Below are 25,733 nucleotides of genomic sequence, written 5' to 3'. Positions count from 1 at the left end.
CAGGTCAGTCGAGGCCCCACGCCGCCCGGAACTCGTCGGGCGCCATGGTGTCGAGCTGGTCGCGCACGACCCCGAGCAGCGTCGCCGCGGCCTCGGCCCCACCGGTCGGCACGCGCAGCTCGGCCACGTCGTCGCTGCGCCGGCGCACGACGACGACACCCTCGCCGGTCAGCTCGAACCGGCCGCCCGTCGTCGCGCACCAGAGGTCGAGCGCACCGGCCACGACCCGGCCCCACCGCGCACGGCGCTTGGGCTCGAGACCCAGCGAGTAGACCTCGCTCGCGGTCATCGGCTCCAGGGTGGCGGTCACACCTCGAGTCTAGGTCGAGGCACCAGGCCTTGCTCCTCACGTGACGTGAGGTCCTAGCGTCGCCCCATGGACCTCACGATCGGCGCCGTCGCGCGGCGGACCGGCCTCACCGAGCGCACCCTGCGCTACTACGAGGAGCTCGGCCTGCTCGACCCGGCGCGCGACGCCGCCGGCCGGCGCCTCTACGACGGCCACACGCTCGACCGCCTCTACCGGATCCGCCTGCTCCGCGAGCTCGGCACCCCGGTCGCCGACGTCGACCCCGACGCCTCCGACCTGGCCGCCCTCACCCGCCGTCACCTCGCCGACCTCGACACCCGTCTCGGCGAGCTCGTCCGTCAGCGGGAGCGCGTCCGCGCCGTCGAGGACCGGCTGCTCGGCGGCACCCCTCCCGGCGACGAGGCGCTGCTCGACCTGCTCTCCGGCCTGGCCGGCGACGAGCTGGCGCCGACCCGCCGCATCGCGCTGCTCGTCTGTCGCGACGTCGCCGCCGCGCACGCCTGGCTGGTCGAGGTGTTCGGGTTCGGCGCCGGCCCGCTGACCTACGCCGACGACTGCGGCGGGGCCGTCCACGGCGAGCTCCACGTGGGCGACGGCGTGGTCTGGCTGCACCGCGAGACCCCCGAGCACCGGCTGCTCTCGCCGCTGGCGACCGACGGCAACCTCACCGCGTCGTTCGCGGTCCTCGTCGACGACGTTGACGCCCACCACGAGCGCGTCGCCGCGGCCGGCACCGTCATCGACTACCCGCCGGTCGACCAGCCCTACGGCGTGCGGGAGTACAGCGCCCGCGACCCCGAGGGCCACCTCTGGTCCTTCCACACCCCGATCCCCGACCCCCAGGAGCAGTGATGTCCGAGCTGACCCCCTACCTCTGCGTGGCCGACGCCCGTGCCGCCATCGACTGGTACGTCGCCGCGCTCGGCGCCGAGGTGACCTACGACCCGGTCCTCATGGACGACGGGCGAGTCGGGCACGTCGAGCTCGCCGTCGGCGGCGCCCGCTGGATGATGTCGGACGAGTTCGACTCGGCCGGGGTCGCGGCGCCCGCCCCCGACCGCGGCGCGTGCGTCACCCTGCACCTCGCCGTCGACGACGTCGACGCGCTGGCCGCCCGGGTCGTCGCCGCCGGGGTGCCGATGGCGCGGGGTCCCGAGGACAGCCCGCCCGCCGGACGGGTGGCGGTCTTCACCGACCCGTTCGGGCACCGGTGGTTCCTCAACACGCCGGCGTGACCACCCGGTGGTCGGGCGGGTATGTCGGCTGCGGGGGCTTCGAGGCTCGTCGCCGGGGCTCCTCGCACCTCAGCCACCGTGTCGTCGTCGGGTGCGAGGCGCCGGGGGCTCCTCGCACCTCAGCCACCGTGTCGTCGTGGTGCGAGGAGCGCGTCGTCCGAAACGTGGCGGTGACGCACCGGGGCTAGCGTCAGCAGCGTGACGACCTACCACCAGACCGTGGCCGGGACGACGTACGCGTTCCGCGACCTGGTCGACCTGCTGGCCAAGGCCACGCCGCTGCGCAGCGGCGACGAGCTGGCCGGGTGCGCGGCGGAGACCGACCGGGAGCGGGCGGCCGCGCAGTGGGCGCTGGCCGACGTCGAGCTCCGCACGATCCTCGAGACGCCGGTCGTCCCCTACGAGAGCGACGAGGTCACCCGGCTGATCGTCGACAGCCACGACGCCGAGGCGTTCGCGCCGGTCGCGCACCTGACGGTGGGCGGGCTGCGCGACCACCTGCTCGCGGTGACGGCGACGCCCGACGCGACGAGCACCCTCGCGGCGCTCGCGCCCGGACTCACCCCCGAGATGGCGGCGGCGGTGAGCAAGCTGATGCGCAACGCCGACCTGATCTCGGTCGCCCGCGCCTGCGAGGTGGTCACCGCGTTCCGGAGCACGGTCGGGCGTCGCGGCACGCTCGCCACCCGCCTGCAGCCCAACCACCCGACCGACGACCCCCGCGGGATCGCCGCCGGCACCCTCGACGGCCTGCTGCTCGGCTGCGGTGACGCCGTCATCGGCATCAACCCCGCCACCGACTCGCCGCGGGCCGCCGCTGACCTGCTCCGGTTGCTCGACGACGTCCGCCAGCGCTACGAGATCCCCACCCAGTCCTGCGTCCTCGCCCACGTGACGACGACGATCGACCTGATGGAGCAGGGCTCCCCGGTCGACCTGGTCTTCCAGTCGATCGCGGGCACCGAGGCCGCCAACGCCGGCTTCGGCGTCGACCTCGCGACCCTCGCCACGGCCCGCGACGCCGCCCGCGGCCTCGGCCGGGGCACGGTGGGCGACAACGTCATGTACTTCGAGACCGGTCAGGGCTCGGCGCTCTCCGCCGACGCCCACCTCGGCACCGGCGGCCACCCGGTCGACCAGCAGACCCTCGAGGCCCGGGCGTACGGCGTCGCGCGGGCCTTCGACCCGCTGCTGGTCAACACGGTGGTCGGCTTCATCGGCCCGGAGTACCTCTACGACGGCAAGCAGATCGTCCGCGCCGGCCTCGAGGACCACTTCTGCGGCAAGGTGCTCGGTGTCCCGATGGGCGTCGACGTCTGCTACACCAACCACGCCGAGGCGGACGCCGACGACATGGACACCCTGCTGACGCTGCTCGCGGCCGCCGGGGTCGGGTTCGTCATCACGGTGCCGGGCGCCGACGACGTGATGCTCGGCTACCAGAGCCTCTCGTTCCACGACGTGCTCGCGGTGCGGCACACGCTCGGGCTGCGGCCCGCGCCCGAGTTCGAGGCCTGGTTGAGCGGGATCGGCCTCCTCGACGACGCCGGTCGCGTGCCGGCCGTCGACGTCGGCGCGACCTTGCTCAAGGAGCTGGTCCGGTGAGCACGCCCGACTTCTGGTCCCCGCTGCGCGCGACCACGCAGGCCCGGATCGGCCTCGGTCGCGCGGGCGACGCGCTGCCGACCCGCGACGTCCTCGAGCTGCGCTCCGCCCACGCCGAGGCGCGCGACGCCGTCCACCTGCCCCACGACGCCGAGCGGCTGGAGTCCGGGCTCGCCGCGCTCGGCCTCGAGGTCCACCGGGTGCGGAGCCGGGCCGAGGACCGGGCGACCTACCTGCGTCGGCCCGACCTGGGCCGCAGCCCCGAGACCCTCGACCACCTCCCGTCCGCCGCCCCCGGCACCCACGACGTCGGGCTGCTGCTCGCCGACGGGCTCTCGGCCCGTGCGCTCGACGACCACGCCCTGCCGCTGGTCGAGGCGCTGCTGCCGCGGCTCGGCGAGGCGGGCCTGGGCCTGGCGCCGGTCGTGCTCGCCGAGCAGGCCCGCGTCGGCCTCGGTGACCACGTCGGCCGGCACCTCGGCGTCGCGACCCTGGTCGTGGTCATCGGCGAGCGGCCCGGACTCTCGGTCGCCTCCAGCCTGGGGCTCTACCTCACCCACGACCCCCGGCCGGGACGGCGCGACTCCGAGCGCAACTGCATCTCCAACGTCCACCCGCCCGACGGCCTGGGCTACGACGACGCCGCCGACGTCCTGCTGCGGCTCGTCACCGGCGCGCGCGAGCTGGGGGAGTCCGGCGTCCGGCTGAAAGACGCCGGCGCGGCGGCTGTTCACCGAAGCGAAACGCCGGGGATCGACTGACGCGTCGTCAGGGTCCCTAGCGTCCGGGGCATGACGAGCACGAGCGACCGCCCGGCCCCCGCGACGGGCACGGGCACCACCCCCGCACGCAAGCCGGGGGCGACGTACAGCAAGGCCGAGGACGGCTACTTCGACAAGCGCCAGCTGCGCCGCACCACGGGCTTCTGGGGCCTGTGGGGCATCGGCGTCGCCGCGGTCATCTCCGGCGACTTCTCCGGCTGGAGCTATGGCCTGGGCGAGGGCGGCTGGGGCGGGCTGCTGATCGGCTTCGGGCTGATCGTGGTCATGTACTTCGGCATGCTGTTCTCGATCGGCGAGATGTCGGCGGCCATGCCGCACACCGGCGGTGCCTACTCGTTCGCGCGCGCCGCGATGGGCCCGTGGGGCGGGTTCGTCACCGGGCTCGCCGAGACGATCGAGTACGTCTTCACGACCGGCGTCGTCGTGCTCTTCTCCGCCGGCTACGCCAACGCCGTGACCGACGAGCTGTTCGGGCTCGACCTCTCCGACCACATGTGGGTCTGGTGGCTGGCGTTGTACGCCGTCTTCGTCGCCCTCAACAGCCTCGGCGGTGAGGCGCCGTTCAAGATCGCCATCGCCGTCGCGATCATCTCGATCGCCATCCTGGCGCTCTTCGCCGTGCTGGCCCTCGCCAACGGTGCGGTCGACCTGGGCAGCCTGTTCGACATCGAGCCCGAGGCCGGCGGCTCCGACTTCCTCCCGTTCGGCTGGGAGGGCGTGCTCTACGCCCTGCCATTCGCCATGTGGTTCTTCCTCGGCATCGAGGAGCTGCCCCTGGCCGCCGAGGAGGCGCACGACCCCGAGCGCGACATCCCCAAGGCCGGGTTCTGGGGCCTCGTCACGCTGGTCGCCTGTGGTGCCGTCGTCTTCGTGCTCAACCCGGCGGTGACCGGCTCGGCCCTGATCGGCCTGGAGTCGCCCGGCGCTGCCGACGAGCCGCTGCTGGCGGGCTTCCGGGCGTTCCTCTCCGACGACTGGGCGGCGGTGCTCTCGCTCTTCGCGCTGATCGGGCTGCTCGCCTCGCTGCAGGGGATCATGTTCGCCTACGGCCGCAACATGTACTCGCTCTCGCGTGCCGGCTACTACCCCCGCTTCCTCTCGCTCACCGGCGCCCGCCAGACGCCGTGGGTGGCCCTGGTCGCCGGTGCGGTGATCGGGTTCGTCGCCCTGGTCGTGGTCGACGTCGTGGGCGACAGCGCCCAGGCCATCGTGCTCAACATCGCCGTGTGGGGCGCGGTGCTGGCCTACATGTTGCAGATGGCGTCCTACGTCATCCTCAAGAGCAGGTACCCCGCCGCCAAGCGCCCCTACCTCTCACCGGTGGGCGTGCCGGGCGCGGTCGTCGCGGGCCTCATCGCGGCGCTGACCTTCGTCGGGGTGCTGCTCAACCCGGCCTACCGCGACGCCGTCATCGCGATCGCGATCATCTACGCCGTCGGGCTGCTGCTCTTCGCCTTCTACATCCGGCACCGCCTCGTGCTCTCGCCGGAGGAGGAGTACGCCATGAGCGGCGGGCTCGACTCGACGCCGCACGCCGACCCGGCCGACGGCTAGGCGAACCAGCCGGTCGCTGCCGCCGCGAACTCCGCGGGGGGCAGCGACCCGGCCCCGGCGGGCACGACGCCGAGCAGGGGCAGGCCGGTCACCCGCGGCAGGTCCTCGCGGTTGCAGGTCTCGGCGAGCCCGGGCTCGGTCGGCCACGAGCCGATGACGACCCCGGAAGGCTCGAGCCCGCGGGCCCGTAGCGCACCGACGGTGAGCTCGGCGACGTTGAGCGTGCCGAGGGCCGCCGCGCACACGACGACCACCTCGACGTCGTGGGTGGTCGCGAGCTCGGTGGCCAGGTCGAGGAGGGTGCCGCCGTGGCTGTCGAGGCGCACCAGCAGACCACCGGCACCCTCCACCACCACGACGTCGTACGACGCCGCGACCGCGCGCACGTGGGCCGCGTGCTCGGCGACGGTCGGGAGCACGACCCCCGCTCGCCGGGCCGCGGTCTCGGGGGCCAGCGGCTCGTCGAGCACCGTCCAGGTCTCGACGTCGACGCCGGTCAGCCGGGCGACCACGTCGGCGTCCCCCGGGTCGCTGCCGGAGACGCCGGTCTGAGCGGGCTTCACGACGAGCACACGCCCGTCGACCGTGGCAGCGATCGCCGCGGTCACGATCGTCTTGCCGACGTCGGTGTTGGTCCCCGTCACCACGACGACACGAGTCACGGAGCGTGCTCCTTGACGACCGCGACGAGCACGTCGACCGCGCGGTCCCAGTCGTGCTCGGAGAGCCCCGCGTTGACGGTGACCCGGAGCCGCGAGATGCCGTCGGGCACCGACGGTGGCCGGAAGCACCCGACCCGTACGCCCTGCGCGAGCGCGGCGGCCTGCGCCGTGACCGCCACGGAAGGCGTCGGCATGGGGACCGAGAGCACCGCTCCGACGCTCGGGTCGACACCGAGTGCAGCGGCTAGGTCGCAGATCCGCCGCTGGACGCGCTCGGTGAGCTCGGGGGAGTCGCGGAGCACCCGCAGCGCGGCCAGGGCCGCGCCCGCGGCTGCCGGCGCCAGCCCGGTGTCGAAGATGAACGGTCGCGCACGGTTGACCAGGTGGTCGATCACGCTCTGCGAGCCCAGCACCGCACCGCCCTGGGAGCCGAGCGACTTGGACAACGTCGCCGTCACCACCACGTGGGGGAGTCCCGCGAGACCGGACAGGGCGACCAGTCCGGGGCCGTGCACGCCCACCCCGTGCGCCTCGTCGACCACGAGGAGAGCGCCGCTCTCCTCACACGCCTCGGCGAGGGGGACCAAGGAGGCTGCGTCGCCGAGCACGGAGTAGACCGACTCGACCAGCACCATCGCCCGCCGGTCGCCAGCGGTGGCGAGCGTCCGGCGTACGGCCTCGACGTCGTCGTGCGGAACCACCGTGACGTCCGCGCGCGCGAGTCGGACCGCGTCGATGAGCGAGGCGTGCACGTGGGCGTCGGAGACGACGAGGGTGTCGCGGTCGGCCAGCGCGGAGACGATGCCGAGGTTGGCGTGGTAGCCGGTCGAGAAGACGAGCGCCGCGGGCTGCCCGAGGTAGTCGGCGAGCTCGCGCTCGAGGTCGGCGTGCAGGCCGAGCGACCCGGTGACCAGGCGCGAGGCGCCGGCGCCGCCACCCCACCGCTGGGCGGCCTCGACGGCCCCGGCGACGACCCGGGGGTCGCGGGCCAGGCCGAGGTAGTCGTTGCCGGCCAGGTCGATGGTCGGGTCGTCCGCCCCACGGGGACGCAGGACCCGCACCAGTGCGGACGACTCGCGCGTCGCCGCCTGCTCGGCGAGCCACTCCGGCCAGCCCATCAGGCGACCTCGGCGGCGCGGACGACCGCGCGGCAGATCTGGTCGACGTCGGCGTCGGCCGCGACGTAGGGCGGCATCGTGTAGATCAGGTCGCGGAAGGGGCGCAGCCAGACGCCCTCTTCGGCGGCGGCCGCAGTCGCCTTCGCCACGTCGACCGGGTGGTCGAGCTGGACGACGCCGACGGCCCCGAGGGTCCGGGTGCCCGGCAGCCCGGCCAGCCCCGCGACCAGCCGCGCGTTGACACGGCCGACCTGGGCGGCCCAGTCGTCGGCGACGAGGAGGTCGAGCGAGGCAAGCGCCACCGTGCATGCGAGGGCGTTGCCCATGAAGGTCGGGCCGTGCATCAGCACGCCCGAGTCGGAGGCGGAGATGCCGCGCGCGACCTCGTCGGTGCACAGCGCCGCCGCCAGGGTGAGGTAGCCGCCCGACAGGGCCTTGCCGACGCACATGACGTCGGGCACGACGCCGGCGTGGTCGGCGCCCCAGAGCTCGCCCGTGCGGCCGAAGCCCGTGGCGATCTCGTCGAGCACCAGCAGGAAGCCGTGCTCGTCGGCCACCTCGCGCATGACCCGCAGGCACGCGGGGTCGTAGACCCACATGCCGCCGGCGCCCTGCAGCACCGGCTCGACGATGACCGCGGCGACCTCGTCGCGGTGCCGGGCGGCGAGCTCGCGGAACGCAGCCGTCCAGCCCTCGACGTCACCGCCGAGGGCGGGCGGGCGCGGCGCGAACACCTGCTCCGGCAGCACCCCGGCCCACATCGCGTGCATCCCGCCGTCGGGGTCGCAGACGCTCATCGCGCCGAACGTGTCGCCGTGGTAGCCGCCGCGCACCGTCAGCATCCGGGTGCGCTCCGGCCGGCCGCGTCCACGCTGCCACTGCCAGGCCATCTTGAGCGCGACCTCCACCGAGACCGAGCCGGAGTCGGCGAGGAACACCCGCTCGAGACCGGTCGGCGCCAGGCCCACCAGCCGCTCGGCCAGGCGCACCGCCGGGGCGTTGGTCAGGCCGCCGAACATCACGTGGGCCAGGTCGACCGACCGGACCGCGTCGTCGAGCTCGGGCCGGCCGTAGCCGTGGACCGCCGCCCACCACGACGACATCCCGTCGACGAGCTCGGTGCCGTCGTCGAGACGCAGCCGTACGCCGCTCGCACCGGTCACCATCCGGACCGGCGTCGGGTCGGTCATCGACGTGTAGGGGTGCCAGACGTGCTCGCGGTCGAAGGCGAGCAGGCGGTCGGCGGGGGAGGCAACCACGGTCAGGCGGGGCCCAGGTCAGGCATTGGGGGCGACCGTCGTGCCGGCGCCACGACGCCGCTTGGCCGGGTCGCGCTCGGCCGGGGCGTCGATCGCCTCGGGCGCGGCACCCAGCACGACGAAGCCGTTGTCGCGGATGAGCTCGAGGTCGGCCTCGGCGGCCTGGCCCTCGGAGGTCAGGTAGTCGCCCAGGAAGAGCGAGTTGGCCACGTGGAGCGCCAGGCCCTGCAGGGAGCGCAGGTGCATCTCGCGGCCGCCGGCGATGCGCACCTCGCGGTCGGGGCAGACGAACCGCGCCATCGCCAGGATCTTGACGCAGCGGGTGGGGTCGAGCTCCCAGGTGTTCTCGTAGGGGGTGCCGTCGAAGGGCATCAGGAAGTTGACCGGGATCGAGTCGGACTCGAGCTCGCGCAGCGCGAAGAGCGCCTCGACGAGCTGCTCGTCGGTCTCGCCGAGCCCGGCGATCAGGCCGCTGCACGGCGACATGCCGGCCTGCTTGACCTTGCCGACGGTGTCGACGCGGTCGGCGTAGGTGTGGGTCTGCACGATCGTCTCGTGGTGGGACTCGGCGGTGTTGATGTTGTGGTTGTAGGCGTCGACGCCGGCGTCACGGAGCCGCTCGGCCTGGCCGTCCTTGAGCAGCCCCAGGCACGCGCACACCTCGACGTCGGGGTGCTCGGACTTGATCGCGCCGACCATGTCGGTGACCCGGTCGATGTCCTTATTGGTCGGGCCGCGGCCCGAGGAGACCATGCAGACGCGGGTGGCGCCGCCCTTGAGGCCGGCCGCGGCGGCCTCGAGGGCCTCGTCGGTCTGCAGCCACTTGTACTTGAGGATGTCGGCCTGGGAGCCCAGCGACTGCGAGCAGTAGTTGCAGTTCTCGGCGCACAGGCCCGACTTGAGGTTGACCAGGTAGTTGACCTTGACCGTGTTGCCGAAGAAGTGGCGTCGCAGCCGTCCGGCGGCCGCGACGACGTCGAGCAGCTCGTCGTCGTGGGCGCGCAGCACCGCGAGTGCGTCGTCCTCGGTGGCCGGCTTCCCGTCGAGGATCGAGCTGGCCAGCTGGTCGAAGGACGTCGTGGTCATGGCCCTCAGTATGCCGAGCCGCCGCGTCCGGCCGGTCACGGGTCCACGGGTCGGGTGCCCTCGGCAGAGGGGGCCACGTGGCCCCCTCTCCCGAGCGCGCTCACCCCGCCTCGACGTCGACGACGGCGCCCGTCTGCTCCGCCAGCGCGACCGCGCCGGCCAGGTCGATCCGGGCTCCGCGCAGGACGGCCCCGGTCAGGTCGGCGCCACCCAGCACGGCTCCGCGCAGGTCGGCGTCGGTGAGGTCGGCCTCGCGCAGCACGGCGCCGTCGAGCCGGGCGCCACGGAGCACGGTCCCGGTCAGCCTGGCCAGGGACAGGTCGGCCTCGCGCAGGTCGCAGCCGGCGAGGTCGAGGCGACCCAGGTCCGCGCCGCGTGCGGTGACGCCGCGCCACACGCCGTCGACGACCTTCATGGGGCGTGTCGTGCAGCGGGTGAAGACCGAGCCGGTCAGCTTGCAGCCCTCGAAGGTCGCGTCGAAGAAGTTGACGCCGTCGAAGGTGCAGGCGACGAACGCCGAGTGGACGTGGGTCGAGGCGTTGAAGCGGCACGCCCGGAACACGCACCCCTCGAACGTCGCCCCGCGGGTCGTGACCTCGGTGAGGTCGACGTCGACGAACGTCACGCCGACGTGGCGCACGTCGCCGAGATCGTCGCCGTACCAGTCGTCGCCGGAGAAGCGCGTGACCTCAGACGTCATCGAGGTGCACCGTCCCGCCTGAGCGCCAGTAGACGCTGTCCTCGCGGGTGAGGAACTGCTCCTCGACCAGGTAGCGCCGCAGGGCGGCGTGGTCGTCGTGGAAGCGGGTGAGGATCGCGACCACCTCGGCCTCGGGGTAGGTGCGGCCGAGCTCGAACTCCTGGACGAGCCGGTCGAGGACGACGAGCTGCTTGGCCCGCTTGCGCGGGATGCGCGTCAGCCGCCCGTCGGGCCCGAAGAACCGGCTCTCGATCGTCGTCCCGTCGTCCATGCCTCAACGGTAGGCGGCGATGGGGTTGGTGAGCACCCCCGCACACATCAGCGACTCGGCCTGGTCGGCCAGGTCGACCATCTGCAGCGTGTTGCGCAGCTGGAGCCGGTTGAGGCACGAGTGGTCGAACACCGCCCGGAACAGGTCGTACGACGCCGCTGCCGCGGCCAGGTGGGGGTGCTCGTCGGCGTGCCGTCCGACGCAGTCGGCGACCTCGGCCCAGAAGGCGTCGGCGGGCAGCAGGCCGTCGACGTGCAGGATCGCCGCGAGGTGGCGCAGCACGCCGTCGAACACGTCGGTGTGGAGCGCGAGGGCCTTGACCCCGTCGCTCACCTTGATCCGCACCCGTTCGACGTCGGGCGGCAGCGGCTGGTCGCCCATCACGGCGACCTCCTCGCCGATGTCCTTCATGAACGCGCGCACGGGCACGTGGTCGCGCAGCACGAGCACGAGGTTCTCGCCGTGCGGCATGAACGCGAGGTCGTGGGCGAGCAGGCAGTGGACGAGCGGACGCACGTAGGCGTGCAGGTAGGAGGCCAGCCACGACCGCGGGTCGAGCCCCGACGCCTCGATCAGGGCGCCGGCGAACGACCGCCCGGCGGCGTCGCGGTGCAGCAGCGAGGCCATCGTCGCGACCGTCTCGCCGGTGCCGAGCCGCGCGACCGGGCTCTCCCGCCATAGGGCGGCCAGCATCTTCTGCTGCGGCGAGCGGATGCCGTGGGTCTCGGCCAGCGTGTGGAACACGTCGCCGGTGTAGCCGATCGCAGCCCGCTCGCGCAGCACGGCGAACCCGCAGCCGGCCAGCGTCGGGTCGCCGGCCACGACGCGGTGGACGTAGTCGTTGATCGCCGGCGTCGGACCCATGTAGGCGGGGGAGAGGCCACGCAGGAAGCCCATGTTCTGGATCGCGAGCGCGGTCTTGACGTAGTGCCGCTCCGGCGCCGAGACGTTGAAGAACGTCCGGATCGACTGCTGCGCCTGGTAGTCGTCGGGCCCCTCGCCCAGCGGGACCAGGTCCCGCCGCGCGAGGTCGGGGGCGAACGTGATCGCGACCTTGTCGGTCCACTGCCACGGGTGCAGCGGCATCAGCCGGTACGTCGCCGGGTCGAGGCCCAGACCACGCAGGCGCTCGTCGAAGCCCGCCCGGACGGCGACGTCGAGCTCGCCGTCGTAGAGCTCGTCCTCGGTGAGGCCGTCGCCGAGCGAGAGCCGGCTGAGCGACCGGCGTACGGCGATCCAGACGAGCCGCACCGGTGACCGGGTCTCCGGGGCGTAGGCGAGGTAGTCGTCGAGGCCGTAGCCGATCCGGCCGTTGTTGGCGACGAACGCCGGGTGTCCCTCGGTCATCGCGGCCTCCACCTCCTGGTAGTCGGCGTCGACGAGGTCGACGGCGGTCGGCTGGTCGGCCGCCCGCTTCCAGGCGGACGAGGCGATCGTCGCGGCCAGCTCCTCGAGGTAGACCGGTAGCAGCGCGTCCGGGATGCCGAGCAGCGGGGCGAAGTCGACGACGAACGCCTGGACGTCGAGCTCGGCCGGCAGCCCGTCGACGGTGCGTGCGACGGTGCTCGCGTCGACGGCCCAGTGGTCGAGGGGCAGCCGCTCGGCGGCGAACGACCAGCGGGTGCGCCCGTCGGGGGCGTCGAGGATCCATCCGGGCTCGGGGGCCAGGAGGCGCTCGTGGGCGAGCTCGCTGATCGCCTTGGCCACGAGGTGTCGCTGCGCGGCGGCGAGCGTCTCGGGCGTCAGGTGCGCGGTGTCGACGAACGTCATCGGTGGGCCTTCCAGTCGGCTCGGGTGCAGAACGACAGCGCCGCCTGCTTGCCGGGCAGGTCGAGGACGCGTTCGACCACGAATCCGGCTTCCTCGTTGAGGACCGCGATGCGCTCGTTGCGCACGTCGGGCTCGACGACGACCCGCTCGACCGCGGCGTCGGCGAAGCAGTGCGCCATCACCGCGCCGAAGACGCCGCGGGTGAAGCCGCGGCGCGGGCTGTCGGTCGGGGCCACCAGCACGTGCATGCCGAGGTCGCCCGGCCGCAGCTCGGGCAGGTCGGCCAGGCCGACCTCCGGGGCCAGCACCGGGTCGTAGGTCTCGGCGAGGAACGCCGGCTCGCCGTCGACACGACCCAGCCAGGCGTCGTGGTGCGGGTGCTCCTCGACGAGCCGGTAGTCGGCGACGACCTCGGCGGGCGTGGCGTCCTGCATCATCCAGAACGCCGAGCGCGGATGGGTGACCCACCGGTGCAGACGGCAGCCGTGCTCGTCGACGTCGAGCGGCTCGAGGGTGATCACTGCGCCACCCTGAGGTGGTCGGGGACGCCGAAGCTCTGCACGGCGATCCGCTTCTCGACGGGATAGACCTCGCGGCCGGTGAGCGCCGCGATGATCACCGAGTTGCGGAACGCGCCCATCCCGAGGTCGGGGGCGACGAAGCCGTGGGTGTGCTCCTCGGCGTTCTGCACGAACACCTCCTGGCCGCTGTGGTCGACGGCGTAGGACGGGGACGCGAGGAACCGGCCGGTCCCGTCGAGCTCCAGCCGGTCACGGATCCCGTCGAGGAGGTCGGGGACCTGCGAGGCGTAGCCGGTCGCGAGCACGAGCCCCTCGGTGGTCAGCGCGAACGCCTCGTCCGTCTCGGTGTGGTGCAGGTCGAGCGCGACCCCGTCGTCGGTCCGGCGCCCGCCGACCACCTCGGTGTTGGAGACCAACGTCGTGCGCGGCCCGTGCCCCGAGACCCGCAACCGGTAGTGCAGGTCGAAGATCGCGTCGACCAGGTCACCGCTGATCCCCTTGTAGAGAGAGCGCTGCTCGCGCAGGAGATCGCTGCGCACACCGGAGGGCAGGCGCTGGAAGTAGGAGGTGTACTCCGGCGACGTCATCTCCAGCGTCAGCTTGGTGTACTCCATCGGGAAGAACCGCGGGCTCCGCGTCAGCCAGGTCAGCGTGTAGTCGTGGTCCGGGCTCTCCGCCAGCAGGTCGTGATAGACCTCCGCCGCGCTCTGCCCGCTGCCGACCACCGTGATCGACCCGAGCTCCTGCAGCGCCGCCTTGGCGCCGAGGTAGCCGGAGCTGTGCGTGACGAGACCGCCGTCCGGTGGCTCGGACACCAACCCGGCCAGCACCTCGGGCACCCGCGGCTGCGTGCCGACGCCGAGCACCACGCGCCGCCCGCGGAAGGTCTCGCCGCTGCCCGTCGTGACGACGTACGCCGTCCCGTCGTGCTCGACCGAGGTCACCGCCCGCCCGAACCGCACCGACCCGACCCGCTCGGCCGCCCAGCGGCAGTAGTCGTCGTACTCGCGGCGCAGCGGGTAGAAGGACTCGCGGATGTAGAACGGGTAGAGGTTGCCGGTCTCCTTGAGATAGCTGAGGAACGACCAGCGTGACGTCGGGTCGGCCATCGTGACCAGGTCGGCGAGGAACGGCACCTGCAGCGTCGCGTCGTCGAGCATCATCCCGGGGTGCCAGGCGAGCTCGTCGCGGGCCTCGAGGAAGACGCAGTCGAGGTCCTCGACCGGGTTGGCCAGGCAGGCGAGGCCGAGGTTGAAGGGTCCGACGCCGATCCCGACGACGTCGTGCAGCCGGGACATCAGGCCACCTCGGCCGCGAGCAGGCTGTCGCCGATCGCAACGACCTCGTCGACGATCCCGATGATGTCGGCGGCGGTGGCCATCGGGTTGAGGAGCGTCAGCTTGAGCCAGGCGTGGCCGTCGACCTTGGTGGCGGCGACCATGGCGGCCCCGCGGGCGTAGAGCGTGGCGCGGACCAGCGGCGCCAGGCGGTCGGCCACGGCGACGGGCACGCCGGGCGGACGGTAGCGGAACACCACCGTGCTCAGCTGGGGCTCGGCGGCGAGCTCGACGGCGGGACGGTCCCGCACCAGGGCCCCGACCTCGGTGGCCAGCTCGACCACGTCATCGACGTAGCCGCCGATGACGTCGGGTCCCATGATCCGCAGGGTCAGCCAGAGCTTGAGCGCGTCGAAGCGGCGCGTGGTCTGGATGCTCTTGTCGACCTGGTTGGGGTCGGCGGCGTCGTGGGGGTTGAGGTAGTCGGCGTGCCAGGTGACGTGCCCGAGGTGGGCGCCGTCGGCGACGAGCAGGGCGCTCGAGCTGACGGGCTGGAACCACGTCTTGTGGAAGTCGACCGTCACCGAGTCCGCGTGCTCGATGCCGGCGAGCCAGTCGCGTCGGGTGGGGGAGGCGAGCAGGCCCCCGCCGTAGGCCGCGTCGACGTGGAACCACGCGCCGCGCGCCCGGGCCAGCGCGGCCACCTCGACCAGCGGGTCGATGGCACCGAAGTCGGTGGTGCCGGCGGTCGCGACGACCGCCATCGCGTGGTGGCCCTGGGCGTCGAGCGCCGCGAGGGCGGCGCCCAGCGCGGTCACGTCCATCCGGCGCCGGTCGTCGACCGGCACCGCGATGACGGCGGTGTCGCCGAGCCCGAGCAGGCGCGCTGCCTTCTGCACGCTGAAGTGCCCGTCGGCCGACGCGACCACGCGCAGCGTGGACGCCGCTGCTCCGTTCGCGAGGGCGTGGTCGCGGGCGAGCAGCAGGGCCTGGAGGTTGGACTGCGTGCCCCCGCTGGTGAAGATGCCGTCGGCGTCGGCGCCGAACCCGATGCGCGCGGTGGTCCAGTCGACGAGGTGCCGCTCGATGAAGGTGCCGCCGACGCTCTGGTCGAAGGTGTCGAGGCTGGAGTTCACGCCACTGACGAACACCTCCGCCAGCAGGGCCGGGATGACGACCGGGCAGTTGAGGTGGGCGGCGTACGTCGGCTCGTGGAACCACACCGCGTCGTCGAGGTAGAGGCGGCTCATCTCCTCGAGCGTCGCGTCGACGTCGTGGAGCGGACGGTCGAGGTCGACGTCGGCGACCGGCTTGGCGGCCTGCTCGGGGGCGACGCCGCTCGCGGGGCGTCGTTCCACGCGCCCGAGGGCCTCGGCGAGGTGGTCGACGCCGCGACGCATGGTGTCGACGTAGGACGCCGCGTGGTGCGGGTGGAAGAGGTGGGAGAGCGGGTGGGGAGTCGACCGGGGAGCAGCCACCGTGGATCCTTCCGAGAGAAAGTTAGGTGAGCCTCACCTTAGGCGTACCCCCCGAGGGGCTCGCAAGGCGCCGTGGTGCGACCCCGGTCACAGCCCAGGACCGAGCCCGGCATCGGTGAAACCTGCCGCCACAGGGGTGGTGCTCACGTATTAAGTCCATAAAGTCAGTCGAGAAACAGACCACGACCCGTTCCACCCCGAGGAGACCCCGCGTGAGCATCGACACCAGCGCCCCGACCCGCACGAGCGCCCGCACCACCAGCCCGGTCCGGCCCGGCTCGCCCGAGCTGCGTGCCCTGCTCGACCGCATCTCGGTCGACGCCGACCTGCGCGACCGCGACCGGGTCGCACCGTTCGAGCAGATCACCTGGGCGAAGGAGGCCGGTCTCGGGCGGCTCCGGGTCCCCGTGGAGGACGGCGGCGCCGGCGCGAGCGTCCGCGACTTCTTCCGCACGCTCATCGAGCTGGCGGAGGCCGACTCCAACGTCGCCCACATCCTGCGCACCCACTACTGGTTCGTCGAGCAGCAGATCACCTCGCCGGACCCCGAGGCCAAGGCGCGCGGCCTGGCCCTGATCACCGACGACAAGCTCGTCGGCAACGGCTTCAGCGAGCAGAGCGGCAAAGCCGTGGGCCTGTCGTTCGAGACGACCATCGCACCCGACCCCGCCGGCGGCCACCGCCTCAACGGCGAGAAGTTCTACTCCACCGGGACCCTCTACTCCGACTACACCCAGATCTGGGCCGCGGTGCCCGACGGCACCATCGCCGGCGCTGTCATCCCGATCGACCGCGAGGGCGTCACCGTCGAGGACGACTGGGACGGCTTCGGCCAGCGCCTCACCGGCACCGGCACCACCCGCCTCGACGACGTGCACGTCACCGACGAGGAGTTCTTCGACCTCGGCGACCCCGACGAGCTCGACCCGGGCTACAACGGCGCCTTCCTGCAGCTCTACCTCCAGGCCGTCACCGTCGGCATCCTGCGCAGCGTCCGCAACGACGCCGTCGCGCTGGTGCAGCGCCGCTCGCGCAACTTCGGCCACGCCGGTGCAGCCACCGCTGCCGAGGACCGCCAGGTGCTCCAGATCGTCGGAGAGATCTCTGCCGACGCCTTCGCCGCCGAGGCGATCGTGCTCGCCGCGGCCGACAAGATCCAGGACGCCTTCGACTCCGTCGTCGACGGCGCCCCCACCCCGGCCGCCACCGAGGCCGCCCAGCTCGCCGCCGCGCAGGCCAAGGTCGTCATCGACGGCTTCTCCTACGCCACGGCCGCCAAGCTCTTCGACGTCGGCGGCGCCTCCGCCACCCAGAAGGTCCACAACCTCGACCGTCACTGGCGCAACGCGCGTACGGCGTCCACGCACAACCCCTCGTTCCTCAAGGCCTCCGCCATCGGCGACCACGAGGTCAACGGCGCAGGCTTCCCCGGCAACGCCTACTTCTGAGTCCGATTGGTCGCAGCCGGTGGTTGCGCCGACATGTGGTCGGGGCGCCTGTGCCCGGTCGGCGTCTTCTCGTCGACGTCCACCAACCGAAAGGAATCACTGATGTCCTCCGTAGGACTGACCTTCGTCGGCGCGGCGCTGTTCGTGAACGGCTTGCTGTTCCTCGGCAAGGTCGACGCCAAGACCGCCGGCGTGTTCAACCTGTTCGTCGGGGCGCTGCAGACAGCGATCCCCTTCTACCTGATCGCCACCGCGGCCACGACCGACGAGATCCTCGGTGCGGCCGGCATCTTCATGTTCGGCTTCACCTACCTCTACGTCGGCATCAACAACCTCGCCGGCTACGACGGGCCCGGCCTCGGGTGGTACTCGCTGTGGGTGTCGATCATGGCCGTCGGCTTCGGCGTGACCAACGTCGTCCGCTTCGACGACACCACCACCGGTCTCCTGTGGTTCCAGTGGTCGGTGCTGTGGGGCCTGTTCTTCGTGGTCATCGCCCTCGGCAAGGCGCAGTACACCGAGGTGACCGCGTGGCTGACGATCATCCTGTCGTTCACGACCTGCACGATCCCGGGCTTCGTCTACCTGCTCGGTGAGGCCCCGCCGCCCTGGACGATCGGGGTCGCCATCGCCGCGACCGCTGCCGTGCTCGCGCCCCAGGCACTGCGGGCGGTCCGCGCGCCGGCTCCGGCTCCGGCCCCCTCCCGCGTCGTCGCGGGCCCGGTACCCGTCGGCTGAGGCGCCCGACTCAGCCGGCGGTGATCCGCTCGACCTGGGCGTCGGGGAACAGCGCCTTCGGGAAGATGGCCTGGCCGCCGATCCCGTCGGTGCTGAAGAAGACGAACTCGCCCCGCACCCGGGCCCGGCGTACGGCGCCGTAGGGCAGCCAGGTGTCGCCGGCGGGGCCTCGCAGGACGAAGGCGTCGTCTCCGAACCCCGACTCGAGGACGGCGTCGGGGTAGAAGCGGTAGCGGGTCGAGTGGTAGGTCTGCAGGAACCCCACGGTGCTCGCCCAGACCACCGACAGGGCGAGCCCGACCGCGACGAATCCGCACGCCTCGAGCACGGACTCGTCAGCCGGGGTCCAGCCCTCGAAGGTCTGCAGGGCCAGGGCGAACACCACGATCGTCGCGTAGAACACCCGCTGCGCCCGCGACGACAGCAGCGTGAACCGCACCGACGCCCAGGCCAGCCGGCGCCGGCCGTCGGCGGGTACGACGTAGCGTTGGGTGAACGGGATCGGCGGGAAGTCCTCGCGGCCGGTGCCCCCGGGGTCCCCGCCCTCCGCCGTCACGCCGGCACCGGCGCCGGCATGGGCGCCGGCATGGGCACGGCGAGCAGGCGCTCGCACTCCGCGACGAGCCGGGCTCGCAGGGGTGCGCCCCGGTCGGCGAACGCGCGCTGCGCGGCGGCGTAGTCGGCCTTGCCGGCAGCGGTCTCGATCGGCACGGGGTCGAAGCCGAGGTCGGCCAGGTCGTAGGGCGCCGCCCGCATGTCGAGCACGCGGATGTCGCGGGCCAGCTCGAAGCAGTCGGCCACCAGCTCCGACGGGACCATGGGGGAGAGGCGGAAGGCGTGCTTGTAGAGGTCCATCCCGGCGTGGAGGCAGCCCGGCTGCTCGAACTCCGCCCGGTCGTCGCGGCCCGGCGCCAGTGTGTTGAGCGGCCGCGCGGGTGAGGTGAAGAAGCGGTAGGCGTCGAAGTGGGAGCACGCGATCCGGTGGGACTCGACGACCCGGTCGGTGCCGTCGGGGCCGAGCCGCAGCGGCCAGTCGGCGTGCCGGGTCTCGTCCTCGGCGAGGCGGTAGACCATGGCCCACTCGTGCAGCCCGAAGCAGCCGGTGTGCGCCGGGCGCGCGGCCGTGGCGCGGAGCAATCGGCGCAGGGCGGTGAGCAGCGGCTCCTGCGAGGCGACGTGGTCCGCGCTGACCGCGCCGTCGACGTAGCCCTTGAGGCCGGCGTAGTCCGGCGCGTCGGCCAGCCGGACCCCGAAGCCGGGGTGCCAGCGGCGCAGCTGGGCGGGCCGCTGGGAGTAGTAGGTGAAGAGGAAGTCGTGCACCGGGTGCTTCACCTGGGCGCCGCGTCGGGCGAGGTGGGGGGCGACAAGGGCGTCGACGCGCGCCTCGTGAGCGGCGGCTCGTGCCCGCCACGTCGCCTCCTCCACCACGATCACCGGACAAGTCTGACCGACCGGACGACGTGACGCCGAACCGACGCTCGCTAGGGTCGAGTGCGTGCGCATCGCGAGATTCACCACCGGCGAGGAGCCGTCGTACGGCGTCGTGACGGGCGACCTCGACCAGCTCGGCCAACCCGACGAGGACTCGGTGGTCGTGGCCCTGGCCGGCGACCCCCTCTACGTCGGCATCAAGCTGCTCGACCAGGAGCACAAGCTGAGCGACGTCCGGCTGCTGGCGCCGGTGCTGCCGCGCAGCAAGGTGGTGGGGATCGGTCGCAACTACGCCGCCCACGCCGCCGAGCTCGGCAACGACGTCCCGGCCGAGCCGATGATGTTCCTCAAGCCCAACACCAGTGTCGTCGGTCCCGGCGACCCGGTGTTCTACCCGCCGCAGACCCAGGACCTCCACTACGAGGGCGAGCTGGCGGTCGTCATCGGTCGCATCTGCCGCGACGTGCCCCCCGAGCAGGCGACCGACGTGATCCACGGCTACACGATCGCCAACGACGTCACCGCCCGCGACCTGCAGCGCAAGGACGGGCAGTTCACCCGGGCCAAGGGCTTCGACTCGTTCTGCCCGCTCGGCCCCTGGATCGAGACCGACCTCGACCCGCAGACCTTCAAGGACGGCGTCCGGCTCCAGACGTTCCTCAACGGCGACGTCGTCCAGGACGGCTCGACCGCCGACATGATCTTCGACATCCCCGCGCTGGTGGCCTACGTCTCCAGCGTCATGACGCTGCTGCCCGGCGACGTCATCCTGACCGGCACCCCCGAGGGTGTCGGTCCCATGCAGGTCGGTGACGAGGTCGAGATCTCGATCGCCGGCCTCGGCTCCCTCACGAACAGGATCGTCTCTCGATGAGCACCACCCCCGTCCGCGTGCGCATGGCCCCCAGCCCCACCGGATCCCCCCACGTCGGCCTCGTCCGCACGGCGCTCTTCAACTGGGCGTTCGCCCGCCACCACGGCGGCACCTTCGTGCTGCGCATCGAGGACACCGACGTCGCCCGCAACACCCAGGAGTCCTACGACGGCCTGCTCGACCTCTTCTCGTGGCTCGGCCTCGACTGGGACGAGGGCCCCGACCGCGGTGGCCCGCACGCTCCCTACCGGCAGTCCGAGCGCAGCGACCTCTACGTCGACGCCCTCGAGCGGCTGGCCGCCGGCGGACACACCTACCGCTGCTACTGCACGACCGACGAGGTCGCCGCCCGCCGCAAGGCGGCCGGGTCCAAGGACATGGGCTACGACCGCTTCTGCCGCGACCTGAGCGACGAGCAGGTCGCGACGTTCGAGGCCGACGGCCGGTCGCCCGTCGTCCGGTTCAAGATGCCGGACGGCGAGATCACGTTCGACGACCTGGTCCGCGGCCCGATCACGTTCCACTCCGACCACGTCCCCGACTACGCCCTCGCCCGCGGCAACGGCGACCCGCTCTACACGCTGGTCAACCCGGTCGACGACGCCCTGATGGAGATCACCCACGTGCTGCGCGGCGAGGACCTGCTCTCGAGCACGCCCCGCCAGGTGCCTCTCTACGCCGCGCTGGCCGACGTCGGCATCGGGTCGGGTGCGCCGTCGTTCGGCCACCTCCCCTACGTCATGGGCCAGGGCAACAAGAAGCTCTCCAAGCGCGACCCCGAGGCCCACGCGCTGGCCTACCGCGACCAGGGCTACACGCCCGAGGGCCTGCTCAACTACCTGGCGCTCCTGGGCTGGGCCATCGCCGCCGACCGCGACGTCTTCACGCTCGCCGAGATGGTCGAGGCGTTCGACATCAAGGACGTCAACCCCAACCCGGCCCGCTTCGACGTCAAGAAGATGGACGCGATCAACACCTCGCACCTGCGGATGCTGACGATCGAGGACATCACCCACCGGGCCCTGCCGTTCCTCAAGGCGGCCGGCGTCGTCGCCGACCCGGTCTCCGACGCCGACGCCCAGCTCCTCGAGCTGGCGATGCCGCTGGTGGGGGAGCGCATCAACAAGCTCACCGAGGCCGTCGACATGCTCGGCTTCCTCTTCGTCGAGGAGTCGGCGTTCGCCCGGGACGAGGCCGACGTCGCCAAGCTGCTCGACGACACCGGCCGCGACATCGTCCGGGCGTCGTACGACGCCGTCAAGGACCTGCCGACCTGGTCGACCGAGGCGATCCAGACCGCGCTGACCACCGCGCTCGTCGACGAGCGCGGTCTCAAGCCGCGCGTGGCCTACGGCCCCGTCCGCGTGGCCGTCACGGGCCGCCGGGTCTCGCCGCCGCTGTTCGAGTCGATGGAGCTGCTGGGACGTGAGCGCAGCCTGTCCCGGCTGGAGAGCGCGTCGTGACGGAGCGGTCCGACCTCGCAGCCAACCCCTACTTCCCGGCGCCGGCCCACCCCGGGACGGGTGACGTCGAGTACCAGCAGCTCTACCGCGCCGGGCGCGACCCGAGCTGGGTCTGGTCGCTGCTCGGCACGCTCGCCGTCGCCTTCTGCTTCCTCATCGTCAACGCCGTGGTCGCGGTCATCGGCTTCGCCGTCTACTTCCTCGCCACGGGCGTGCCGCAGGGCGAGCTCGAGGACAAGATCACGGCCCTCGCCGACACCGACCTCACGACCCCCACGAGCCTGCTCTTCGTCAACCTGGTGCTGATCCTGGCGATCCCCGAGGTGTGGGCGGCCACCCGCCTCTTCAACGGGCTCCGGCCCGGCTGGGTGACCTCGGTCGCCCCGCGGGTGCGCTGGAAGTGGCTCGCCGTCTCGTTCGGCGTCTCGATCCTGACCCTGGGCCTCTCCGTCTTCCTCGGCGCCCTGCTCCCGGCCAGCAGCGACGGCGAGGAGCTCACCGGTGGCGTCAACGACTTCACCACGACCTCGCTGCAGTTCCTCCTGGTCATCGTCCTGCTCACGCCGCTGCAGGCGATCGCCGAGGAGTACGTGTTCCGCGGCTACCTCACCCAGGCCTTCGGCGGGATCACCGCCCACCTCTGGGTCTCCCGAGGCCTGGCGGTCGTGGTGCCGGCTGTGCTCTTCGCACTCGCCCACGGCGTCCAGGACTTCCCCGTCTTCGTCGACCGGCTCGCCTTCGGCCTCACCGCCGGGATCCTGGTGGTCGCCACCGGCGGCCTCGAGGCCGGCATCGCCCAGCACATCGTCAACAACGTCCTGGCGTTCGGCCTGGCCCTGCTCGTCGGCGACATCACGACCGTGCTCGACCCGCAGGGTGGCAGCTGGTGGGACGTGCTCCTCACCGTCGTGAAGTCGGTGCTCTTCGTCGGCCTCTCCGTCTGGGCGGCCCGCACCATGGGGCTCCAGACCCGCGCCGACAGAACCGTTTTGGATGCGTCCGTGGGCCGCGTGTAAGGTTTCTTGTCGGTCACCTGCTCCCCGGAAACCTCGGGTCGGAGGCGGCTAACACCAGTAAGACAGTGGGATATGGTGTAATTGGCAACACAGCTGGTTCTGGTCCAGTCGTTCTAGGTTCGAGTCCTAGTATCCCAGCGAGATCGAGGCCCCCGGGTCGCGATTTGTCCCGATGACACGTGGATCTGTAAAGTTCCGCAAGTCCTCACGGACATGCCCCCGTTGTGTAGCGGCCTAGCACGGCGCCCTCTCACGGCGTTAGCGCCGGTTCGAATCCGGTCGGGGGTACACACGAAGAACCCGCGTCGGTGACGCGGGTTCTTCTTATTTACGTCGGCTGAGGTGCGAGCGCAGCGAGCCTCGAAGCCACGTGCTCTTCTCGGGTCATTCGTTGTCCGGGTCGGGTGGCCGCGCGCGTAGCAGACCGCGTCTCGGCGTCAAGGACGCTTCGCGCCGCTGCGCGGCGGCCTTCGGCCGTCCTTGACCCCGAGCCTCTCGCGGTCTGCTCCTCGGCGCGCAACGGCGAGGCCTCGCAAGCTCGGCTCGCCGTCGCCTGCGCGGCCACCCGACCCGGCGGTGCGTGAGCCACCGTTCAGGAGGATCCGGACACGATTTCGGTGGCGTGCTCACCGCCGGGTCGGGCCGGCTCGGGTGGGCGGTGCGTGAGCCACCGTTCGGGGCGATCTGAGGGCCTGGTTCGGTGGCTGACTCACCGCCGGCCCGGGTCGAGAGCCCGCGAGGTGAGGTTCTGCGACGAAACTCCTGCTTCTGTGCCGAAGTTTCGTACGAGTACCGGGAGAAACGTCAGGCAAGCGTGACGGGTGGTGCAGATGAGGGCGAAGCGCGCGGACAGCCCGACAACGAATGACCCGAGGCCGGCAAAGACCGTGCCGCCCGACGTACCAAGCCAACCTCAGGCGCAGAGACCCGCAGCCAGCCGCTCCTGGGTGTCAGCGCCACCGCCGTTGCCGCCGGACCCGACGGACGGGTCCTCGCTGGGCTCGTCGTCCTCGGTGCCCTCGGTGCCGAGGTCGTCGTCGGCACCGATGCTGCCGGCGCTGAAGTCCTTGCCGAGCTTGTCGTCGTTCTTGATGCGCTCCCAGAGCTCGTCGGCGTTGTCGGACCAGACGAGGGTGACCTCGGGGTTGTTGGGGTCGGGCTCGATCGGGACGGTGATGAACTTGATCTTGTCGAGACCGGTGCCGCGGAAGTCCATGGCGAGGTCGACGAGCTTGCCGACCGAGTCGAGGTCCTCGTCGACCTCGATGGAGGAGGTGACGGCGTCGAGGAAGTCGAGGACCTTCTTGGGCTGCGAGAGGGTGCCGGCGGAGCGGACCTTCTTGATCATCGAGGCGATGAAGGCCTGCTGGCGCTTCATCCGGCCGATGTCACCGGTGACCGAGAGCTGGTAGCGCTCGCGCACGTAGTTGAGGGCCTGGTTGCCGCTGAGCTTCTGGGTGCCGGCGTCGAAGTGGATGTTGTGCTCGTCGTCGTCGACCTCCTTGGGGATGCAGACCTCGACCCCGTTGACGGCGTCGACCATGTCCTTGAAGCCCTCGAAGTCGAGCACCAGGAAGTGGTCGATGAAGACACCGGTCAGCTTCTCGACGGTGTGCACCGTGCACTGGGCACCACCCACCGAGAAAGCGGTGTTGAACCGCACCCCGTCCTCGCCGGCGACCTTCCGGCCGTCGACCTTGCAGTCGGGTCGGTCGATGATCGCGTCGCGGGGGAGGCTCACGCCGTAGGCGTTGGTGCGGTCCTGCGAGACGTGGAGCAGGATCACGGTGTCGGAGCGCTGCGAGCCGTCGGCGTTCTCGCCGTCGATGTCGTTGCCCGCACCGACGCGGCTGTCGGAGCCCATCACCAGGATGTTGAGCTCGCGCTTGGGGGCGTCGGCGTCGACACCGGGCGGCGTCGCCTTCTCGACCGCGTGGTCGATCGGCTTGCCCTCCTCGATGTTGTCGTTGAGGTTGCGGTGCACGAGGAAGACCCCGCCGGCCGTGAGCAGCGCGAGGACCAGCTGGCTCGCGAGGATCGTCGACCACACCGCTCGTCGGTGCGAGCCGCGCGCCGGAGGGTCGGTCGGCTCCGTCGTGGCCTGCTCGGGGGCAGGGTCGCTCGCATCGGTCACCCCCGTAGTGTCCCAGAGGGTTGGTGATGCGGGGCCGGTTCGCGTGGAGCTCCCGACAGGCGGTGTCCGATTCCCGCCAGAACCGGCTTCGGTGAGGGACCATGATGGGTGTCATGAGCATCAGCCAGCGCCTCGATCCCGAGACGTGCTACCGCGCGGTCAAGTCGCGCGACCGCCGCTTCGACGGTGTCTTCTACGTCGCCGTCCGCACCACCGGCATCTACTGCCGGCCGTCGTGCCCGGCCCGCACCCCGGGCTTCGCCAACGTCACCTTCCACGTCAGCCCCGCGTCGGCGCAGTCGGCCGGCTACCGCGCGTGCAAGCGGTGCCTGCCCGACGCGACGCCCGGCAGCCCCGACTGGGACGTCTCCGCCGATGTCGCGGGCCGAGCCATGCGCCTCATCTCCGACGGCGTCGTCGATCGTGAGGGCGTCGAGGGCCTGGCCGCGCGGATGGGCTACACGCCGCGCCACCTCGGCCGCGTCCTGACCGCCGAGCTCGGCGCGGGACCGCTGGCCCTGGCGCGCGCCAAGCGGGCGCAGACGGCGCGGGTGCTCATCGAGACCACCGATCTCGGGTACGCCGACATCGCGTTCGCCGCGGGCTTCTCCAGCGTCCGGCAGTTCAACGACACCGTGCGCGAGGTCTACGCCGCCAGCCCGACCGACCTCCGCGGCCGGCGGGGCGGGTCCCGCACCCCCGGTGCGGTCATCATGCGCCTGGCCGTCCGTACGCCGTTCGCGGGCCGGGCCCTGCTGGCCTTTCTCGCCTACCACCTGGTGCCGGGGGTCGAGATCGCCGGCGACGGCTGGTACGCCCGCACCCTCGACCTCCCGCACGGGCCCGGCACCGTCCGGCTCGACATCGCCGACGCGCTCGACCCCGGCCAGACCGCGTTCGTCCAGGCCCAGTTCGCGCTGACCGACCTGCGCGACACGGCGGCCGCCGTCGAGCGGGCCCGGCGGCTGCTCGACGCCGACTGCGACCCGCTCGCCGTCGCC

General features: G+C 72.1%; 25 protein-coding genes and 2 tRNA genes. 13 read left to right on the top strand and 14 right to left on the bottom strand.

Features of this window, described 5'->3' with window-relative positions; genetic code table 11:
- Nucleotides 1-4: 4 nt before the first annotated feature.
- The gene (locus Q7T52_RS02370) at nt 5-310 is read right to left on the bottom strand and encodes a hypothetical protein (RefSeq protein ID WP_304799130.1); all 306 of its coding nucleotides are present in this window, start codon (nt 308-310) and stop codon (nt 5-7) included.
- A gap of 66 nt (nt 311-376) precedes the next feature.
- Here Q7T52_RS02370 and Q7T52_RS02365 point away from each other — a divergent pair, with 66 nt between their 5' ends.
- The 5 genes from Q7T52_RS02365 (at nt 377) to Q7T52_RS02345 (ending at nt 5,486) form a co-directional block, all read left to right on the top strand.
- Nucleotides 377-1,162, top strand: a complete 786-nt coding sequence (locus Q7T52_RS02365; protein WP_304799129.1) for a MerR family transcriptional regulator — start codon at nt 377-379, stop codon at nt 1,160-1,162.
- A complete protein-coding gene (locus tag Q7T52_RS02360) occupies nt 1,162-1,545 on the top strand; it encodes a glyoxalase/bleomycin resistance/extradiol dioxygenase family protein (RefSeq protein ID WP_304799128.1) in 384 nt (127 codons plus the stop codon). The genes Q7T52_RS02365 and Q7T52_RS02360 overlap by 1 nt, the downstream gene beginning before the upstream one ends.
- A 198-nt stretch (nt 1,546-1,743) precedes the next feature.
- On the top strand, nt 1,744-3,150 hold the full coding sequence (locus Q7T52_RS02355) for an ethanolamine ammonia-lyase subunit EutB (protein WP_304799127.1): 1,407 nt from the start codon (nt 1,744-1,746) through the stop codon (nt 3,148-3,150).
- Nucleotides 3,147-3,911 carry an ethanolamine ammonia-lyase subunit EutC gene (eutC, locus tag Q7T52_RS02350; RefSeq protein WP_304799125.1) on the top strand — a complete coding sequence of 255 codons (765 nt, stop codon included), beginning with the start codon at nt 3,147-3,149 and terminating at the stop codon, nt 3,909-3,911. Before Q7T52_RS02355 ends, eutC begins: the two co-directional genes overlap by 4 nt.
- A 30-nt stretch (nt 3,912-3,941) precedes the next feature.
- Complete coding sequence (locus Q7T52_RS02345) at nt 3,942-5,486, top strand: amino acid permease (RefSeq protein ID WP_304799124.1); 1,545 nt, start codon at nt 3,942-3,944, stop codon at nt 5,484-5,486.
- On the opposite strand, the gene bioD is transcribed toward Q7T52_RS02345, so the two are convergent.
- The 10 genes from bioD to Q7T52_RS02295 form a co-directional block, all read right to left on the bottom strand.
- Entirely contained in the window at nt 5,483-6,148 is a 666-nt protein-coding gene (gene bioD / locus Q7T52_RS02340) for a dethiobiotin synthase (protein WP_304799122.1), read from the bottom strand. The two genes, Q7T52_RS02345 and bioD, sit on opposite strands and share 4 nt — an antisense overlap.
- Nucleotides 6,145-7,266 carry an 8-amino-7-oxononanoate synthase gene (locus tag Q7T52_RS02335; protein ID WP_304799120.1) on the bottom strand — a complete coding sequence of 374 codons (1,122 nt, stop codon included), beginning with the start codon at nt 7,264-7,266 and terminating at the stop codon, nt 6,145-6,147. The genes bioD and Q7T52_RS02335 overlap by 4 nt, the downstream gene beginning before the upstream one ends.
- Nucleotides 7,266-8,525, bottom strand: a complete 1,260-nt coding sequence (locus Q7T52_RS02330) for an adenosylmethionine--8-amino-7-oxononanoate transaminase (protein ID WP_304799119.1) — start codon at nt 8,523-8,525, stop codon at nt 7,266-7,268. Before Q7T52_RS02330 ends, Q7T52_RS02335 begins: the two co-directional genes overlap by 1 nt.
- Before the next feature lie 18 nt (nt 8,526-8,543).
- The gene (bioB, locus tag Q7T52_RS02325) at nt 8,544-9,611 is read right to left on the bottom strand and encodes a biotin synthase BioB (protein ID WP_304799118.1); all 1,068 of its coding nucleotides are present in this window, start codon (nt 9,609-9,611) and stop codon (nt 8,544-8,546) included.
- Nucleotides 9,612-9,711: 100 nt separating this feature from the next.
- A complete protein-coding gene (locus tag Q7T52_RS02320) occupies nt 9,712-10,311 on the bottom strand; it encodes a pentapeptide repeat-containing protein (RefSeq protein WP_304799117.1) in 600 nt (199 codons plus the stop codon).
- Nucleotides 10,301-10,582 carry a DUF2087 domain-containing protein gene (locus Q7T52_RS02315; protein WP_304799116.1) on the bottom strand — a complete coding sequence of 94 codons (282 nt, stop codon included), beginning with the start codon at nt 10,580-10,582 and terminating at the stop codon, nt 10,301-10,303. Before Q7T52_RS02315 ends, Q7T52_RS02320 begins: the two co-directional genes overlap by 11 nt.
- A gap of 3 nt (nt 10,583-10,585) precedes the next feature.
- Nucleotides 10,586-12,352: an IucA/IucC family siderophore biosynthesis protein gene (locus Q7T52_RS02310; RefSeq protein ID WP_304799115.1), complete on the bottom strand. Its 1,767-nt coding sequence runs from the start codon at nt 12,350-12,352 to the stop codon at nt 10,586-10,588.
- Nucleotides 12,349-12,873, bottom strand: a complete 525-nt coding sequence (locus tag Q7T52_RS02305) for a GNAT family N-acetyltransferase (protein ID WP_304799114.1) — start codon at nt 12,871-12,873, stop codon at nt 12,349-12,351. Before Q7T52_RS02305 ends, Q7T52_RS02310 begins: the two co-directional genes overlap by 4 nt.
- Complete coding sequence (locus Q7T52_RS02300) at nt 12,870-14,171, bottom strand: lysine N(6)-hydroxylase/L-ornithine N(5)-oxygenase family protein (RefSeq protein ID WP_304799112.1); 1,302 nt, start codon at nt 14,169-14,171, stop codon at nt 12,870-12,872. The genes Q7T52_RS02305 and Q7T52_RS02300 overlap by 4 nt, the downstream gene beginning before the upstream one ends.
- Nucleotides 14,171-15,628, bottom strand: coding sequence for an aminotransferase class V-fold PLP-dependent enzyme (locus tag Q7T52_RS02295; protein WP_304799111.1), 1,458 nt, complete (start codon nt 15,626-15,628; stop codon nt 14,171-14,173). The genes Q7T52_RS02300 and Q7T52_RS02295 overlap by 1 nt, the downstream gene beginning before the upstream one ends.
- A gap of 212 nt (nt 15,629-15,840) precedes the next feature.
- On the opposite strand from Q7T52_RS02295, the gene Q7T52_RS02290 reads away from it, so the two are divergent.
- Both Q7T52_RS02290 and Q7T52_RS02285 read left to right on the top strand, forming a co-directional pair.
- Complete coding sequence (locus tag Q7T52_RS02290) at nt 15,841-17,076, top strand: hypothetical protein (protein ID WP_304799110.1); 1,236 nt, start codon at nt 15,841-15,843, stop codon at nt 17,074-17,076.
- Between the two features lie 102 nt (nt 17,077-17,178).
- On the top strand, nt 17,179-17,814 hold the full coding sequence (locus tag Q7T52_RS02285; protein WP_304799109.1) for an AmiS/UreI family transporter: 636 nt from the start codon (nt 17,179-17,181) through the stop codon (nt 17,812-17,814).
- 10 nt (nt 17,815-17,824) lie between these two features.
- Here the strand turns inward: Q7T52_RS02285 and Q7T52_RS02280 are convergent, their stop codons facing one another.
- On the bottom strand, nt 17,825-18,370 hold the full coding sequence (locus Q7T52_RS02280) for a hypothetical protein (protein WP_304799108.1): 546 nt from the start codon (nt 18,368-18,370) through the stop codon (nt 17,825-17,827).
- The gene (locus Q7T52_RS02275; protein ID WP_304799143.1) at nt 18,367-19,245 is read right to left on the bottom strand and encodes a 3-methyladenine DNA glycosylase; all 879 of its coding nucleotides are present in this window, start codon (nt 19,243-19,245) and stop codon (nt 18,367-18,369) included. Before Q7T52_RS02275 ends, Q7T52_RS02280 begins: the two co-directional genes overlap by 4 nt.
- Nucleotides 19,246-19,309: 64 nt before the next feature.
- Between Q7T52_RS02275 and Q7T52_RS02270 the strand changes: the two genes are divergently transcribed.
- The 5 genes from Q7T52_RS02270 (at nt 19,310) to Q7T52_RS02250 (ending at nt 22,886) form a co-directional block, all read left to right on the top strand.
- A complete protein-coding gene (locus Q7T52_RS02270; RefSeq protein WP_304799107.1) occupies nt 19,310-20,119 on the top strand; it encodes a fumarylacetoacetate hydrolase family protein in 810 nt (269 codons plus the stop codon).
- A complete protein-coding gene (gene gltX, locus Q7T52_RS02265) occupies nt 20,116-21,582 on the top strand; it encodes a glutamate--tRNA ligase (RefSeq protein WP_304799106.1) in 1,467 nt (488 codons plus the stop codon). Before Q7T52_RS02270 ends, gltX begins: the two co-directional genes overlap by 4 nt.
- Entirely contained in the window at nt 21,579-22,598 is a 1,020-nt protein-coding gene (locus Q7T52_RS02260; RefSeq protein ID WP_304799104.1) for a CPBP family intramembrane glutamic endopeptidase, read from the top strand. Before gltX ends, Q7T52_RS02260 begins: the two co-directional genes overlap by 4 nt.
- A 66-nt stretch (nt 22,599-22,664) precedes the next feature.
- A tRNA-Gln gene (locus Q7T52_RS02255) sits at nt 22,665-22,736 on the top strand.
- A 77-nt stretch (nt 22,737-22,813) separates the two neighbouring features.
- A tRNA-Glu gene (locus tag Q7T52_RS02250) sits at nt 22,814-22,886 on the top strand.
- Between the two features lie 625 nt (nt 22,887-23,511).
- Here the strand turns inward: Q7T52_RS02250 and Q7T52_RS02245 are convergent.
- On the bottom strand, nt 23,512-24,732 hold the full coding sequence (locus tag Q7T52_RS02245) for an LCP family protein (protein WP_304799103.1): 1,221 nt from the start codon (nt 24,730-24,732) through the stop codon (nt 23,512-23,514).
- Between the two features lie 113 nt (nt 24,733-24,845).
- Between Q7T52_RS02245 and Q7T52_RS02240 the strand changes: the two genes are divergently transcribed.
- On the top strand, nt 24,846-25,733 hold an 888-nt coding region (locus tag Q7T52_RS02240; protein WP_370692276.1), incomplete at its 3' end, for a bifunctional transcriptional activator/DNA repair enzyme AdaA.

The organism is Nocardioides sp. (genome assembly GCF_030655615.1).
Taxonomy (GTDB): domain Bacteria; phylum Actinomycetota; class Actinomycetes; order Propionibacteriales; family Nocardioidaceae; genus Nocardioides.
This window is presented reverse-complemented; position numbering and strand designations above follow the sequence as displayed.

Coding starts and splice junctions, on each gene's coding strand:
- Q7T52_RS02320 (WP_304799117.1), bottom strand. CDS start 10,311: ATGACGTCTGAGGTCACGCGCTTCTCCGGCGACGACTGGTACGGCGAC.
- Q7T52_RS02360 (WP_304799128.1), top strand. CDS start 1,162: ATGTCCGAGCTGACCCCCTACCTCTGCGTGGCCGACGCCCGTGCCGCC.
- Q7T52_RS02300 (WP_304799112.1), bottom strand. CDS start 14,171: ATGTCCCGGCTGCACGACGTCGTCGGGATCGGCGTCGGACCCTTCAAC.
- gltX (WP_304799106.1), top strand. CDS start 20,116: ATGAGCACCACCCCCGTCCGCGTGCGCATGGCCCCCAGCCCCACCGGA.
- Q7T52_RS02365 (WP_304799129.1), top strand. CDS start 377: ATGGACCTCACGATCGGCGCCGTCGCGCGGCGGACCGGCCTCACCGAG.
- Q7T52_RS02345 (WP_304799124.1), top strand. CDS start 3,942: ATGACGAGCACGAGCGACCGCCCGGCCCCCGCGACGGGCACGGGCACC.
- bioB (WP_304799118.1), bottom strand. CDS start 9,611: ATGACCACGACGTCCTTCGACCAGCTGGCCAGCTCGATCCTCGACGGG.
- Q7T52_RS02310 (WP_304799115.1), bottom strand. CDS start 12,352: ATGACGTTCGTCGACACCGCGCACCTGACGCCCGAGACGCTCGCCGCC.
- Q7T52_RS02315 (WP_304799116.1), bottom strand. CDS start 10,582: ATGGACGACGGGACGACGATCGAGAGCCGGTTCTTCGGGCCCGACGGG.
- Q7T52_RS02285 (WP_304799109.1), top strand. CDS start 17,179: ATGTCCTCCGTAGGACTGACCTTCGTCGGCGCGGCGCTGTTCGTGAAC.
- Q7T52_RS02335 (WP_304799120.1), bottom strand. CDS start 7,266: ATGGGCTGGCCGGAGTGGCTCGCCGAGCAGGCGGCGACGCGCGAGTCG.